This is a genomic window from Rhodococcoides fascians NBRC 12155 = LMG 3623, assembly GCF_001894785.1.
Classification (GTDB): Bacteria; Actinomycetota; Actinomycetes; order Mycobacteriales; family Mycobacteriaceae; genus Rhodococcoides; species Rhodococcoides fascians.
In genome coordinates this window covers 799,901-814,809 of the sequence record NZ_BCWW01000001.1, presented here as the reverse complement: position 1 = coordinate 814,809, position 14,909 = coordinate 799,901, and the positions used below count along the sequence as shown (strand labels likewise).

Here is a 14,909-nt window from a genome sequence, read left to right as displayed (position 1 = left end):
CCCCTCACCTCACGCTCTACTTCGCCCCTGCCGCACCGAGCCACCCGGAATGGCTGCGAGCAGCTTCTGGGTGTACTCCTGCTGCGGATTGTCGAAGACGGCATCGGTCGACGCCGCCTCGACGATCTCGCCGCTGCGCATCACGAGCACGTCGTCAGCAATCTGACGGACCACCGCGAGGTCGTGCGTGATGAACAGGTACGTCAACCCGAGCTCGGCCTGCAGGTCGTTGAGCAGAGACAGGATCTGCGCCTGCACCAACACATCCAGAGCCGACACTGCCTCGTCGCAGATGACCATTTCGGGCTCGAGGGCCAACGCACGAGCGATTGCGACACGTTGCCGCTGGCCGCCGGACAGCTCGTTGGGGAACCTGCGCATCACCGACGACGGCAGTGCCACCTTGTCCAGCAGGTCACGGACTCTGGCTTCCCGCTCGGACTTCGACCCCACCTTGTGGGTGCGCAGAGGCTCCTCGATGGTGCTGAAGATCGAATACATCGGGTCCAGCGTCCCGTACGGATTCTGGAAGATCGGCTGCACTCGACGACGAAACGCGAACGCGTCCTTGTTGTTCAACCCCGACACATCGCGGCCGTCGAACTTCACCGAACCTGCAGTGGGCTCGAGAAGTCCCAGAACCATCTGTGCCACAGTCGACTTGCCAGAACCCGATTCGCCGACGATCGCAGTGGTGGTACCGCGTGCGACTCCGAACGACACATCCTTGACGGCCGTGAACACGGACGACTTGAACGGGTTGCCGCCCCGGAGCTTGAATTCCTTGGTCAGCCCCTCGACCACGAGCACAGTGTCCGCGGCCGGCTCGAATGCCGAGTCGGTCTCCTCGGTGACGGCCTCGACCGCCACCTGCTTGGCATGCTCGACGATGTCCTTGCGCACCACCGACGACTTCAGTCGCTGCGACGCCAGAGACGGCGCGGCGGAGACGAGCTTGCGCGTGTACGGATGCTGAGGGTCCTGCAGGATCTCCAGTGCCGGACCGGATTCCACGATCCGTCCCTTGCTCATGACGACGAGGTGCTCGGCTCGTTCGGCAGCCAGGCCCAGATCGTGGGTGATCAGCAGAACCGCGGTGCCGAGTTCCTTCGTCAAACCTTCGAGATGATCGAGAATCTGACGCTGCACGGTCACGTCGAGAGCGGACGTCGGCTCGTCGGCAATCAGTAGTTTCGGACGTGCCGAAAGCCCGATCGCGATGAGCGCGCGCTGACGCATACCGCCCGAGAACTCGTGCGGGTACTGATTGACCCGCTTCTCCGAATCGCTGAGGCCCGCTTCTTCGAGCAGCTCGGCTGCCCGAACACGCGCCGCCTTACCCTTGGCGATGCCGTTGGCAGCGAGGGCCTCCTCGATCTGGAAGCCGATCTTCCACACCGGGTTCAAGTTGGACATCGGGTCCTGAGGAACCAGGCCGATCTGGCTGCCGCGGATGTCGACGAAATCCTTCTCCTTGGCCTGCGCCAAGTCACGGCCCTCGAACAGGATGCGCCCCGCCGTCACCGTGCCGGTTCCGGGAAGCAGGTTGATGATCGAGTGCGCGGTGGTCGACTTACCGGAACCGGATTCGCCCACGATCGCAACGGTCTGCCCCGGGTAGACCGTCAGCGATACTCCGCGAACAGCCGGGACCGCACCGGAGTTGGACCGGAACGAGACCTCGAGATCTTGGATGTCGAGCAGGGGCTGCTCCACTGCGATGCGTGCTGGATCCGTCATCGCTTCCTCGCCTTCGGGTCGAGGGCGTCGCGCAGGGCGTCACCCATCATGATGAAGCCGAGCACCGTGATTGCCAGCGCTGCAGCAGGATAGAGGAGAATGGTCGAGCCCTGTCGCAGGGTGACCTGAGCGGCACTGATGTCGCCGCCCCAGGAGACCTCGGTGGGAGGCAGTCCGATGCCGAGGAACGACAGCGTCGCCTCGGCCACGATGAACGTACCGAGTGAAATCGTCGTGATGACGATGATCGGTGCCATCGCGTTCGGCAGTACGTGCCTGATCAGAGTTCGCAGTCGCGTCAAACCCAAAGCCTGCGAGGCCATTACATAGTCGTTGCCCTTCGCCGACAGCACTGCACCGCGAGTGATGCGAGCCATCTGAGGCCAGCCGAACAACGCCAACACCAGAATCACCGTGAAGATCGTGCGATCGGTGAACAGCTGCATGAGGACGATGGCCGCCAGAATCAGCGGAACGCCGAAGAAGATGTCGGTGATCCGTGAGAGCAACGAGTCCGCGATGCCGCCGTAGAAGCCGGCCAGAGCACCGAACACGACGCCGATGACCAGCACGAGGAACGTGACCCCGACTCCGGTCAGCACGGACGCCCGAGCACCGAACAGCACCCGGGAGTAGATGTCGCAGCCCTGTCGGTCGTAACCGAACCAGTGTCCGGATCCCGGGCCCTGCATGCTGAACTGCAGATCGCAGAAGCGCGGATCGGTACTGGTGAACAGGCCAGGCACGGCTGCGACCACGATGACGGCCAGGATGATGATGGCCGAGACGATGAACATCGGACGCGTGCGCAGGTTCCGCCACGCATCCGACCAGATGCTGGCGGGTGCGTCGTCGATGACGACAGCGTCGGTCTGCGACACGTCGATGACCTCGTCGGCCTCGACGAAACGTGCTTGGCGAGTAGCGCGATCGGCGTCGACGCTCTTCGGGGTGATGGGATCAGACATAGCGAATCCTCGGGTCGAGCGCGGCATAGAGAAGGTCGACGATGAGATTGGCGACCAGATAGACGACGATCAGCACGGTCACGAAAGACACGACGGTCGGTGCCTCACCGCGGATGACGGCTTGGTAGATGGTGCCGCCGACTCCGTTGATGTTGAAGATTCCTTCGGTGATGATCGCGCCGCCCATGAGGCTGGCCAGATCTGCACCGAGGAACGTCACGACGGGAATCAGCGAGTTACGCAACACGTGCACGTTGACGACCCGGTTACGCGAGAGCCCCTTGGCCGTCGCCGTCCGCACGAAGTCCGCACTGAGATTCTCGGCCACCGACGTGCGCGTCAACCGCACCACGTAGGCGAACGAGACGGCTCCGAGTACGAATGCCGGCAGCAACAGGTTGGTGAAGCTGGTGTTGCCTCCCACTGTCGGCGGCACCCAACCCCACTTGATACCGATGAAGAACTGCGCGAGAAAGCCGATGACGAAGATCGGCACGGCGATGATGACGAGGCTGACGACGAGGACCGTCGAGTCGAACAGCTTGCCCTTGCGCAGACCCGCGATGAGACCGAAGCCGATGCCGAACACGGCCTCGATCACGAGGGCCATCGAGGCGAGCTTCGCGGTGATCGGAAACGCTTGTACGAGAACTTCACTGACCGGGCGGCCCGAGAAGGACATACCGAAGTCGAACGTGAAAATGCCCTTGAGGTACAGCAGGTACTGCACGATGAACGGCTGGTCGAGGTTGTAGCGGGCGCGCAGTTGGTCGGCGACGGCGGGACTGATCGCCTTGTCTCCGGCCAATGCCGCGATGGGGTCTCCTGGCAGCAAGAAGACCATGGCATAGATCAAGAATGTCGCCCCGATGAACACGGGGATCATCTGAAGTAATCGGCGTCCGATGTACCAGAGCATCGGATCACCTCCTTTGGAGGAAGGTGGACGTCACCGCAGAGGCGCAAGGATCAGCTGCAGCGGGGCGTCGAACGTAGATACGGGAGTGAGCGAGCACACGAGAAGGGCGGTAGGTGGAAGACCTACCGCCCTTCTCGGTCTCTACAGCAGTGGAGCGAACGTGATCAGTTCTTCTCGATCTGGTTGTAGATGGGGATTCCGTCCCAACCGATCTTGACGTTGGTGACGTTCTCCGACCAACCACTCGCTGCGTTGCGGTACCAGGTCGGCACTGCGGGCAGGTCGTTGAGCAGGATTTCCTGAGCCTGGTTGGTCAGCTCCTGCGCCTTGGTCTTGTCGGTCTCACCTGCGGACTCGCGGAGCAGACGGTCGAACTCGGGGTTGGAGTACTCACCGTCGTTGGAGCTGCCACCGGTCTGGTAGTTCTGTGCCAGGAAGCCGTACTGCTGCGGGTAGTCACCCTGCCAGCCCGACCGGAAGGCGGTCGCGATGGTGCGGTTGGTGGCTTCGGTACGCAGCTGAGCGAACGTCGGGTACGGCGCACCCTGCGCCTCGATGCCGAGCGTGTTGCGGATGCTGTTGCTGACCGCATCCACCCATTCCTGGTGTCCACCGTCGGAGTTGTACGCGATGGAGAACGTTCCGGACCACGGCGCGATGGCATCGGCCTGGGCCCACAGAGCCTTGGCACCCTCGGGGTCGTACTCGACGTTTCCGACGTCGGAGAGATCGCCGGTCCAGCCGTCGATGGCCGGGCTGGTGAAGTCCTTGGCCGGGGTACGGGTCTTGTTGAAGATCTGCTCGGTGATCTGGTCGCGGTTGATCGCCTTGGAGATCGCCTGACGACGCAGCACACCCTCTTCACCACCGAAGTGCGCGAGGCGGCCCGGAATCGTGAACGTCTCGATCGACGCGGACGGCTGGTTCACCGTGCGGTCGGGAAGATCGGACTCGAAGGTGGTGACGGCCGAGGCCGGAACGTTGTCGAGAACGTCGACGTTGTTCGACAGCAGGTCCGTGTATGCGGTGTCGAGGTTGCTGTACAGAATGAAGCTCACGCCGCCGTTGGCGGGCTTGCGGTTACCGGCGTAGTCGGGGTTCGTGACCAGGTCGATCCGCACGTTGTGCTGCCAAGCGCCCTCCTGGGCGAACTTGTACGGGCCGTTGCCGATCGGGTTCTCGCCGAACGCGGCGATGTCCTGGTACGCAACCTCGGGCAGCGGGTAGTACGCGGCGAAGCCGAGACGATCGGGGAACGCTGCCTCGGGCTGCTTGAGCTCGATGGTGAACGTCTTGTCGTCGACGACCTTGAGACCGGACATGGTCTGCACCGTCGGGTTCTCGGCTGCGACCTCGTCGTAGCCCTGAATCGGATCGAAGAACGATCCCTGCAGCTGCGCATTGGTCGACAGTGCGCCGTAGTTCCAGGCATCGACGAACGACTTGGCCGTGACCGGCGTGCCGTCGGTGAACTGCCAGCCGTCCTTCAACGTGACGGTGTAGTTCTGGCCGTCGGTGGTATCGATCGAGTCCGCGACCTCGTTCTCTACACCGCCCTCGGGGGTGTAGGACACCAGGCCGGCGAAGATCGAGTCGACGACACGTCCGCCGGTGTTCTCGCTCGTATTGGTGGGCACCAAGGGGTTCTGCGGCTCACCGCTCCAGGCGTTGATGATGCCGGAGCCGTCTCCTGACCCTCCGCCGCCGGTCGAATCGCTCGAAGAGCACGCCGTCACCAGCGCCGCTCCGACGACAACTGCGATTGCAGCTGACGCGATGCGTGTTTTACGCAAGGAAATCCTCCATCCAGATGTGAACACGGGGTCGTCCGTGCTCAGTTCCTCGGGCGCGACGCCCGGGGATTCGTGGGCGACCGCAAGACACGGCCTGTGAGCCGTACCAACGATCTGATGGAACGAACTTTAGACACATCCTGAAACGAACATGTGAACTCCCCCGGGTTTTGTTGACCGGCGAGTAAGTCGGAAACATGATCGAAACGTTTCGGCAAGTCGATTTCCCACAGTGCGGGCAGAGCCGCCGAGACAGCCTCCCGCCGACGACGGCGATGACCGTCCATCGTGCGGAAACAACCGATCACCGCAGATCAAGGGGTTGCAGCCGATTGCAACGGTGCGATCGCCATCACATGTGACTACCCTCACTAGGGGCTCGAGACCGGCTAGTGAGTGCCGTTTCATGGGCGAAAAGCATCGGACGAAAGAGAGCTATTCGAGATGACGACCAGTACCTCCGGAACCGACGAGACCGCGGTTGCCTCCTACGCACCCTCGGCCGAGTTCGCGGCGCAGGCGAACGCTCAGGCAGATCTGTACGCCGCCGCGGAGAAGGACCGGCTCGCGTTCTGGGCGGAGCAGGCCCGCCGGCTGCACTGGCACACCCCGTTCACCGAGGTACTCGACTGGTCCGACGCCCCCGTCGCGAAATGGTTCGCCGACGGCGAGCTCAACGTCGCCTACAACTGCGTCGACCGCCACGTCCTCGACGGCCACGGCGACCAGGTCGCCATCCACTGGGAAGGTGAACCCGGCGACAGCCGCGACATCACCTACTCCGATCTGCTCGCCGACGTCAGCCAGGCGGCCAACACCCTGACCGAACTCGGCCTCGTCTCCGGCGACCGCGTCGCGATCTACATGCCGATGATCCCCGAGGCCATCGTCTCGATCCTCGCCTGTGCACGCCTCGGCCTGACCCATTCGGTCGTCTTCGCCGGGTTCTCGGCCACCGCACTGCGCTCGCGCATCGACGACGCCGAAGCCAAACTCGTCATCACCACCGACGGCCAGTGGCGACGCGGCAAGCCAGCCCCCATCAAGGACACCGTCGACGAAGCCGTCGACGGAGCCGCCTCCATCCGGAACGTTCTGGTCGTCAAGCGCACCGACTCCGACGTCGCCTGGACCGAGGGACGCGACCTGTGGTGGCACGAGACCGTCGCGAAAGCGTCGAAAGAGCATGAGGCGCAGCCGTTCCCGGCCGAGCACCCCCTGTTCATCCTCTACACCTCGGGTACGACGGGTAAGCCCAAGGGCATCATCCACACCTCCGGCGGCTACCTGACACAGACCTCGTACACCCACCACAACGTCTTCGACCACAAGGCCGGCACGGACGTCTACTGGTGCACCGCCGACATCGGTTGGGTCACCGGGCACTCCTACATCGTCTACGGACCGCTCTCCAACCGCGCCACCCAGGTCGTCTACGAGGGCACGCCCAATTCGCCCGACGAGCACCGGCACTGGAACGTCATCGAGAAGTACAAGGTGTCGATCTACTACACCTCCCCCACCCTAGTTCGTACATTCATGAAGTGGGGCAAGGAGATTCCCGAGGCACACGATCTGTCCTCGATCCGCCTGCTCGGGTCCGTCGGCGAGCCCATCAACCCCGAGGCTTGGCGCTGGTTCCGCGACGTCGTCGGCGGCGGCAGCGCACCGATCGTCGACACCTGGTGGCAGACCGAGACCGGCGCGATCATGATTTCTCCGCTCCCCGGCGTCACATCCACCAAGCCCGGCTCGGCCATGACTCCGCTGCCCGGTATCTCGGCCAAGATCGTCGACGACGACGCCAAGCCACTGGGCAACGGCGGCAACGGATACCTCGTTCTCTCCGAGCCGTGGCCGGCGATGCTCCGCGGGATCTGGGGCGACATGGACCGCTACAAGGACACCTACTGGTCCCGCTACGCCGAAGAAGGCTGGTACTTCGCCGGTGACGGTGCCAAGTACGACGAAGACGGTGCCCTGTGGGTCCTCGGCCGCGTCGACGACGTCATGAACGTCTCGGGCCACCGCATCTCCACGTCGGAAGTGGAGTCGGCACTGGTCAGTCATCACAGTGTCGCCGAGGCTGCCGTCGTCGGTGCCGCCGACGAGACCACCGGTCAGGGCATCGTCGCGTTCGTCATCCTGCGCGGCGGCGAGGAGAACACCGGCGACGCATTGATCGCCGAACTCAAAGCTCAAGTCTCCAAGGAGATTTCGCCGATCGCGCGGCCACGAGAGATTTCCATCGTGCCGGAGTTGCCGAAGACCAGGTCGGGCAAGATCATGCGCCGCCTGCTCCGTGACGTGGCCGAGGGCCGCGAACTCGGTGACGTCTCCACTCTCGTCGACCCGAAGGTGTTCGAGGCGATCAAGAAGGGTCGCTAGCGCTCCCATGTGAGTGGAACCTCGTAGCCCACTACGAGGTTCCACTCACATGCGGCGCAGCCGCTCAGACGCTGTCGAGCGACTGGTCTCGCGTTTCCTTCATGATGATCAGCGAGATCAGGGTCAGCGCAGCGGCGATGGCGAGATAGACGCCCACCCAGCCGACGCCGTAGGAACTCACCAGCCAGGTTGCGATGAACGGAGCCACTGCGGCACCGAGGATCGACGCGGTGTTGTACGAAATTCCCGAGCCCGTGTAGCGCACGTTCGTCGGAAACAGTTCCGGCAGAACGGCACTCATGGGCCCGAACGTCAGGCCCATCAGTCCCAGGCCGACGCACATGAACACCAGCATCTTGCCTGCCGACGCGGACGACGGGTCGGCGAACCAGTGGAACGACAGACCGAACAGCACGATCGCCGCGGTGATGACGATGAGCGTGGGGCGGCGGCCGTACTTGTCGGCGAGCAGCCCGGCGACCGGGATCAGCGCCGCGAAGAACAGCACCGCGATGAGCTGGAGCTCCAGGAAGTCCGTGTACGGAATCGCGAGCTTGGGCCCGTTGACGTCGGCCACCTTGCCTGTTCCGTAACTGACCACCCACGTCGTCATGATGTAGAAGAGCGTGTACGTGGCGAGCATGACGAACGTGCCGATGATCAGTTGACGCCAGCTCGTCTTGAACACCTGGGCCAACGGGGTCTTGACCTTCTGGCCGCGCTCGACTGCCAGCTTGAACACCGGCGTCTCCTCGAGCTTGAGGCGGACGTACAGGCCGATGATCACCATGATCGCGCTGAGCAGGAACGGGATGCGCCAGCCCCACGTGAGGAACGCATGGTCGGTGCCGGAGTTCGCGGAGTCGTAGCCGGTCGCGATGACGATGAGCAGGAATATGCCGTTGGCGAAGAAGAAGCCGATCGGCGCACCCAACTGCGGATACATCGCCGCCCAGGCTCGCTTGCCCGGCTTCGCGGTTTCGGTGGCCAGCAACGCCGCACCACTCCATTCGCCGCCGAGGCCGACGCCCTGAGTGAAGCGCATGAGCGCCAGCAGGGCCGGTGCCCACAGACCCGCCGCGGCGTAGGTCGGCAGGAGCCCGATCGCGAACGTCGCGACACCCATCGTCAGCAGGGACCCGACGAGGGTGGCCTTGCGTCCGATGCGATCACCGAAGTGGCCGAACAGAATCGAGCCGATGGGTCGCGCGACGAACGCCAAACCGAACGTCGCGAACGACGCCAGCAGCGCGGTCGTGTCGTTGCCCGCGGGGAAGAACAGGCGGGGGAAGACGAGCACTGCGGCCGTTGCATAGATATAGAAGTCGAAGAACTCGATGGACGTACCGACCATCGAGGCGATGACGATTCGGGACCGAGGCACCTGAGGTGCGGGAATTGCGCCGTCGTCCGTGACGGCGTGGGGTGAACTCACGAGTGCTCCTGAAGGGGAAAGTTCCCTGAAAATTACCTGATGAACACCTGAGAATTTCACGCCCCCGGGCCGTTCGTTGCCGATTCGTGCAACATTCCCGTGTTTGTCGCGACGGGCGGAGAGGTAACCGACGACGGGCCGAGCGTCGCTCAGCCGCCGCGGGACAGATAATCTGCTACTTAGGCACTACTGTCGATACGATCTTCCGCAACACCGAGCAGAGCGATCACCGCAATACCGAGCACAGCGATTACAAGGGGTCGAGAGTTGAGCGTCAGCAATGACAAGGGATACGGCAACGGCGTCCCGAACACGATTTCGTCGATACCTCTCACCGATGTCGATGCCCGCACACCCGGTAGCGCGAGCATCGGAAACCTCGTCAAGGACGCCACGACTCAGGTCTCGACGCTGGTGCGTGCCGAGGTTGCCCTCGCCAAGGCCGAGGTCACCGGCGAGGTCAAGAAGGGTCTGCAGGGCAGCGTCTTCTTCATCGTCGCGCTGACGGTGCTGCTGTTCAGCTCGTTCTTCTTCTTCTTCTTCGCCGCCGAGCTCCTCGACGTGTGGCTCTACCGATGGGCCTCGTTCCTCATCGTCTTCGTGTTCATGGTGCTGGTCGCCGGCCTGTTCGGGTTCCTCGGCTACCGCAGGGTCAAGAAACTGCGCAAGCCCGAGAAGACCATCGACTCCCTCAAGCAGGCGTCGACCGTGCTGCCCAACCAGCACGACAGCATTCCCGGAATCCCCGGCTACAAGAAGTAGACGACGCCCGGCGAGTCGAGCAGTATGAATCATCCCGATCCGTCCACGGTCCGTTACCCGGGACAGTGGATCCATCGCGACATCCATGCCAATGGAATCCGGTTCCACACCGTGGAGGTCGGCGAGCATGCTCCCGACGCCCCACTGGTGGTGCTGCTGCACGGCTTCGCCGACTTCTGGTACTCCTGGCATCACCAGCTCGACGCGCTCGCGAGTTCCGGAGTGCGAGCGGTCGCAGTCGACCTCCGCGGCTACGGCGACTCCGACAAGCCCCCACGTGGTTACGACGGATGGACCCTGGCCGGCGACATCGTCGGTCTCGTTCGCGCACTGGGGTACCCACATGCGACGTTCGTCGGCCATGCGGACGGCGGCCTGGTGTGCTGGGCGAGTTCGGCTCTGCATCCGCGAATGGTCCGCTCGATGGTCCTGATCAATGCACCGCACCCGATCTCGTTGCGCCGCGCCGTGCTGAAGGATTCCGAACAGCGCGGTGCTCTGCTGCCGCACTTCGTTCGGTATCAAGTTCCGCTGCGCCCCGAGAAGCTGCTGACGCGCCGAGGGGGCGCGGCAGTGGAGGAATTGATGCGCAGCCGCGCCGGGTCGCAGTGGCAGCGCACCGACGATTTCGCCGATACCGCAGGCAAGATGCGCTCGGCCATCCGGATTCCCGGGGCCGCGCACAGCGCCCTCGAATATCAGCGCTGGGCGTTCCGTAGCCAGTTCCGCGCCGAGGGCCGACGCTTCATGGACGCCGTCGACGTGAAGACCTCGATCCCCGTCGCGCAGATCAGCGGTGACCTCGATCCGTACGTCCTACCCACCACCCTCGATCGCGATCGGCACTGGGCACCGGGGCTGACGCGTCGAACAGTGCGGGACATCGGGCACTACGTGCACCAGGAGGCCCCCGACGTGGTGTCCGAGGAAATCCTGCGCGTCGCGCTGAAAAGCTGACGTCCCGTCGCTAGACGATGCAGTCGCCGGTCCCCACACTGACCGGCGCATCGAAGCTGCGGGCAAGCTCGTCCGAGATCTCGGTTGCGGTCAGGACGAATCCGGTATCGGGGTCGTCGACGGCGGCACCGAACACCACACCGAGTACCTCACCGTTCGAATTGACCAGTGGCCCACCGGAATTGCCCTGCCGCACCGATCCACGAACCGTGTAGACCTCGCGTTGAACAGTTCCGGTGCGGTAGATGTCCGGTCCGCTGAGGTTGATGATCTCGCGAATGCGCGCTGGGCTCGCCGTGTAAGGACCGCCACCCGGGTAGCCGAGCACGATGGCGTCGGATCCGGATTCGGCAGGGTTCGGCGCGAACGGCAACACCGGAGCTTGCAGCTGCGAAACACGAAGCACAGCAACATCTTCTTCGGGATCGAAGAGGACGACGTCGGCGTCGAGAGGGCCGTCCGGAGAATCGACGGTCACCTCGGAGGTACCGGCCACCACGTGGGCGTTGGTCATCACCAGATCCGGCCCGACGACGAAACCCGAACCCTCGAGCGCCTTCTGGCAACTCGGGGCGATTCCGTTGATCTTGATGACGCTCGCCTGCAACGCTATCGGGACGGGGCCTGCGGCGATCCCGGAGTCGGGAGCAGCGACGTCGGCGACCGGAGTGCGTCCGAACGGACCGATGACGTCCGGCAGCCCGGACGTGTCGAGCAGCGCCGAGAATTCCTTGGGCACCTGACGCAGCCACTCGGGTGCCACCTCGTCGACCTTGCCCAGGACCGTCGAGCCACGCACGGCACTGGCCACCTCGGGCTGCGACGAGGACGTCAGCGGAATGGCGAGCAACCATGCGGCAGCGAGCACGGCCGCGGCCTGCAGACCTGCCCCGATCGTGCTGTCCACGGATCTGGCTGAGCGCGAATGTATTCCGCTGCGCAACGCACGACCCAGAACCATGCCGGCCACCTCACCGACGATCACCAACACCACGATCAACGCGATACCGACGAACACCCTCGTGCGTGATCCGTCGACGTGTTCGAGCACGTGCGGTGCCACCAGAATTCCGGCGACGGCACCCAGAACGACTCCCAGAAACGCCAGCGCCGACGCCACCGCCCCCTGTCGCCATCCCGACGTCGCCGCCAGCAGCGCGACGGCGAGCACCGCGATATCGACCCACCCTGAACCCGTCACCGATCGAGCCTCGCTCCTACCGCAGTCAAGCTGGCCTCCAGATCGCGTATATCCCCCGTGTCCCATTCGGACTCCCAGCCCGACACAGCGAGCAGGCCCGCCAGAATACCGCCCGTGAATCCCCACACCAGCATTCCCTGCACCGAGAAGGCCGGGCCCTGGTAGCCGGCGGGGTGACGCACCTGGAATCGGTTGGCCGGATCGAGCAACTCGCGCAGGGGAACTCGCACCACGCGCTCGGTTTCGCCGGCGTCGACGACGCGGACCGGGGTTGGACTCCGCCAGTACGAGAGCACGGGAACCACATCGAATCGAGACGGCGGCACGTAGATGCCGGGCATCGTCGCGAGCGGTACGACGCCGGCCGGGTCGAGACCGGTTTCTTCCTGGGCCTCGCGCAGCGCCGTTCCGATGGGCCCGTCGTCACCCGGGTCGGTGGCACCGCCGGGGAAGGCGATCTGCCCACTGTGGTCGCGCAAGGTCGACGCCCGCTGGGTCAGCAGAACGTCGGCCTCGGCGGGCAGCCCACCGGGCGCGGTCGGATCGGCGGCAGCCGGACCACCGAACAGCACCAACACCGCCGCCGAGCGGGTTCGATCGGCCGGCTGCGCCTGTCGTTGCAGCACCGGGTTGATGCCGGTGGTGTCGGTCAGTCCGTTTTCGCTGCCGGCGACGTCGAGCATGCGCCCGAGCCACTCGGGTGCGCTCACGACGCGACTCCGAGGTTCTCGCGGACTGCGTCGGCGATGTCGTCGACGCTTGTGAAGGGTTCGGTCAGCACCTTGGCGACAGTGCCATCCGCAGATATCAAAACGGATACGGGCAACACGTTCGGCGCTTCCGTCGCCGCGGCGACGCGTCCGGCACCGTCCTGAACGCCGGGCAGCGTGACGCCGTACTCGGCCAGACGGGTCAGCCCGTTGGACTCGTTGGCATCGTTGTGGACAGTCAACACCGTGACTGCATCACCCGCCCGCTGCGCGTATTGCTGCAGGTAAGGCAACTCCTTCGCGCACGGGCCGCACCAGTAGGCCCAGATGTTGAGCAGTGCGGGTCGCCCGGCCAGAGCCTGGCCGAGGTCGATCGACGAGCCGTCGCCGATGCATTCGAGGGTGATGCCCGTCAACGGTCCTGCTGCAGCGCCCGACGGCGTCGGACATGCGTCGAGACCGGCGGTCTGCCGCAGCGGTGCCAGAGCCTCGGGAGTATCGGCGGCCCGACGCTCGGCCGTCGACGGTCCTTGCTGCCCCAGACCGGGACCATCGGCGCGCTGCGTTGCCGGAGATTCATTGCGTGGCCAGAGGGCATAGACCATCCCGACGACGAGAATGAGCGCGACCAGAGACCAGCGGAGTGCAGCCTTGTTCACGACACGATTCCGGCGAGAGCGAGCAGATGATCGGTCTCGGGACCTCTCACCAGGGCGGCAGCGGTCGCTGGATCGGTCGGGCCGAGGCCGAACGACGGGCAGTCCTTGGCGAGGACGCACACCCCGCACGCCGGCGTGCGGGAGTGGCAGACGCGTCGACCGTGAAAGATGACGCGATGGGAGAGCACGGTCCACTCTTTCCGCTCGATCAGCGCGCCGACGGCGTGCTCCACCTTGACCGGGTCCTCTTCTTCGGTCCACTGCCAGCGCCGTACCAACCGACCGAAGTGGGTGTCGACGGTGATGCCGGGAACGTCGAACGCGTTGCCGAGCACGACGTTGGCCGTCTTGCGGCCGATGCCGGGCAACGTCACCAGGTCCTTCAACGATGCGGGGACTTCGCCGTCGAAGTTCTCGAGTAACTTCTGCCCGAGCCCGATCAGCGAGTTGGCCTTGTTGCGGTAGAAGCCGGTGGTTCGGATGAACTCCTCGAGCTCGGTGCGGTCGGCTTCGGCATAGTCGCGAGCTGTGCGGTATCTCACGAACAGGGCCGGAGTCACCATGTTGACGCGCTTGTCGGTGCACTGCGCCGAGAGGATGGTCGCGACGGCGAGTTCGAGGGGCGTGGTGAAGTCGAGTTCGCAGTAGACGTGCGGAAACGCGACCCCGAGCGTTCGGTTCATCCGCCGGGCCCGCCGCACGAGGCCGAGTCGCGTCTCCTCGCGTTTGCGCACGTCGGGGCGTTTCGGGGCTGTCGATTCCACGCCACAACTGTACGGACAAGAATGCGTAACGAACTACGCGAGCGCGCCGAGCTGTGTTTGTATCGAGACCTTTTCGGTGTTAACTGGCCGGTATGCAAGGACTCGCCGTGGTGCTCTTTCCGGTACTACTCATGCTCTTCGCACTCGCGATGGAGCGCGTCGAGTTCCGGCTCAGCAAGCTCGGCGTCCGGGAGCACGAAGTAGAGGAATTCCTCGATCAGGCGAGCAAGTCCGAGGTCGCCACACTGGCGAACGAGGGCTTCCCCCACGCCCTGGCTCGGTTCAACACCCGCAAGCGTCACCAGACTCCTCCGCGCACGATCGACACGCGCGACGGCATGGTCGACCAACGGGCCAGTTGAGCACCCATTTGTCCGCATTCGGATGAATTTACGGTGAACGCGAACAGACGTACCGTTCCTCTGGCAACCTGTGGTGGCGTCGATCACTCGGTTTCGGCCGAGTCGAAGTAGACTCCCCTGAGGTAATTGTTGTGTTTGAACATTGCATCGGCATCGACGCCTGAATCGCAGCGCGATTCGGTGGTGAGACGAGTGTGTACAGACGCCTTCGGGGGTGCGGGTCACCGCATCGCCGACATCCCAAAAGGAGC

The 14,909-nt window shown here is 64.3% G+C and carries 13 protein-coding genes; 4 read left to right on the top strand and 9 right to left on the bottom strand.

Annotated features, from left to right (window positions below; translation table 11 throughout):
• Positions 1–9: 9 nt before the first annotated feature.
• The 4 genes from RFA01S_RS04075 to RFA01S_RS04060 form a co-directional block, all read right to left on the bottom strand.
• Positions 10–1,740: a dipeptide ABC transporter ATP-binding protein gene (locus RFA01S_RS04075; RefSeq protein ID WP_032406883.1), complete on the bottom strand. Its 1,731-nt coding sequence runs from the start codon at positions 1,738–1,740 to the stop codon at positions 10–12.
• Positions 1,737–2,708 (bottom strand): ABC transporter permease, encoded by a 972-nt coding sequence (locus RFA01S_RS04070; RefSeq protein ID WP_072691994.1) that lies wholly within the window; start codon positions 2,706–2,708, stop codon positions 1,737–1,739. Before RFA01S_RS04070 ends, RFA01S_RS04075 begins: the two co-directional genes overlap by 4 nt.
• The gene (locus RFA01S_RS04065) at positions 2,701–3,627 is read right to left on the bottom strand and encodes an ABC transporter permease (protein ID WP_027494483.1); all 927 of its coding nucleotides are present in this window, start codon (positions 3,625–3,627) and stop codon (positions 2,701–2,703) included. The genes RFA01S_RS04070 and RFA01S_RS04065 overlap by 8 nt, the downstream gene beginning before the upstream one ends.
• A gap of 164 nt (positions 3,628–3,791) precedes the next feature.
• The gene (locus RFA01S_RS04060; RefSeq protein WP_027494484.1) at positions 3,792–5,420 is read right to left on the bottom strand and encodes a peptide ABC transporter substrate-binding protein; all 1,629 of its coding nucleotides are present in this window, start codon (positions 5,418–5,420) and stop codon (positions 3,792–3,794) included.
• A 444-nt stretch (positions 5,421–5,864) separates the two neighbouring features.
• On the opposite strand from RFA01S_RS04060, the gene acs reads away from it, so the two are divergent.
• Entirely contained in the window at positions 5,865–7,808 is a 1,944-nt protein-coding gene (acs, locus tag RFA01S_RS04055) for an acetate--CoA ligase (RefSeq protein WP_032406884.1), read from the top strand.
• Between the two features lie 64 nt (positions 7,809–7,872).
• Here acs and RFA01S_RS04050 read toward each other — a convergent pair whose 3' ends face one another.
• On the bottom strand, positions 7,873–9,243 hold the full coding sequence (locus tag RFA01S_RS04050) for an MFS transporter (protein WP_027494486.1): 1,371 nt from the start codon (positions 9,241–9,243) through the stop codon (positions 7,873–7,875).
• A gap of 267 nt (positions 9,244–9,510) precedes the next feature.
• Here RFA01S_RS04050 and RFA01S_RS04045 point away from each other — a divergent pair, with 267 nt between their 5' ends.
• Both RFA01S_RS04045 and RFA01S_RS04040 read left to right on the top strand, forming a co-directional pair.
• Complete coding sequence (locus RFA01S_RS04045) at positions 9,511–10,005, top strand: phage holin family protein (RefSeq protein ID WP_027494487.1); 495 nt, start codon at positions 9,511–9,513, stop codon at positions 10,003–10,005.
• A 24-nt stretch (positions 10,006–10,029) separates the two neighbouring features.
• On the top strand, positions 10,030–10,962 hold the full coding sequence (locus tag RFA01S_RS04040) for an alpha/beta fold hydrolase (RefSeq protein WP_032406885.1): 933 nt from the start codon (positions 10,030–10,032) through the stop codon (positions 10,960–10,962).
• A 10-nt stretch (positions 10,963–10,972) separates the two neighbouring features.
• Here RFA01S_RS04040 and marP read toward each other — a convergent pair whose 3' ends face one another.
• The 4 genes from marP to nth are packed head-to-tail and all read right to left on the bottom strand — an operon-like array spanning position 10,973 to position 14,296.
• Positions 10,973–12,163, bottom strand: a complete 1,191-nt coding sequence (gene marP, locus RFA01S_RS04035) for an acid resistance serine protease MarP (protein ID WP_032364547.1) — start codon at positions 12,161–12,163, stop codon at positions 10,973–10,975.
• Entirely contained in the window at positions 12,160–12,846 is a 687-nt protein-coding gene (locus RFA01S_RS04030) for an NUDIX hydrolase (protein ID WP_032364742.1), read from the bottom strand. Before RFA01S_RS04030 ends, marP begins: the two co-directional genes overlap by 4 nt.
• 23 nt (positions 12,847–12,869) lie before the next feature.
• On the bottom strand, positions 12,870–13,478 hold the full coding sequence (locus RFA01S_RS04025; RefSeq protein ID WP_052060608.1) for a TlpA family protein disulfide reductase: 609 nt from the start codon (positions 13,476–13,478) through the stop codon (positions 12,870–12,872).
• A 50-nt stretch (positions 13,479–13,528) separates the two neighbouring features.
• The gene (gene nth, locus RFA01S_RS04020; protein ID WP_027494492.1) at positions 13,529–14,296 is read right to left on the bottom strand and encodes an endonuclease III; all 768 of its coding nucleotides are present in this window, start codon (positions 14,294–14,296) and stop codon (positions 13,529–13,531) included.
• Positions 14,297–14,388: 92 nt separating this feature from the next.
• Here nth and RFA01S_RS04015 point away from each other — a divergent pair, with 92 nt between their 5' ends.
• Positions 14,389–14,658: a hypothetical protein gene (locus tag RFA01S_RS04015; protein WP_027494493.1), complete on the top strand. Its 270-nt coding sequence runs from the start codon at positions 14,389–14,391 to the stop codon at positions 14,656–14,658.
• The last annotated feature ends 251 nt before the right edge of the window (positions 14,659–14,909 follow it).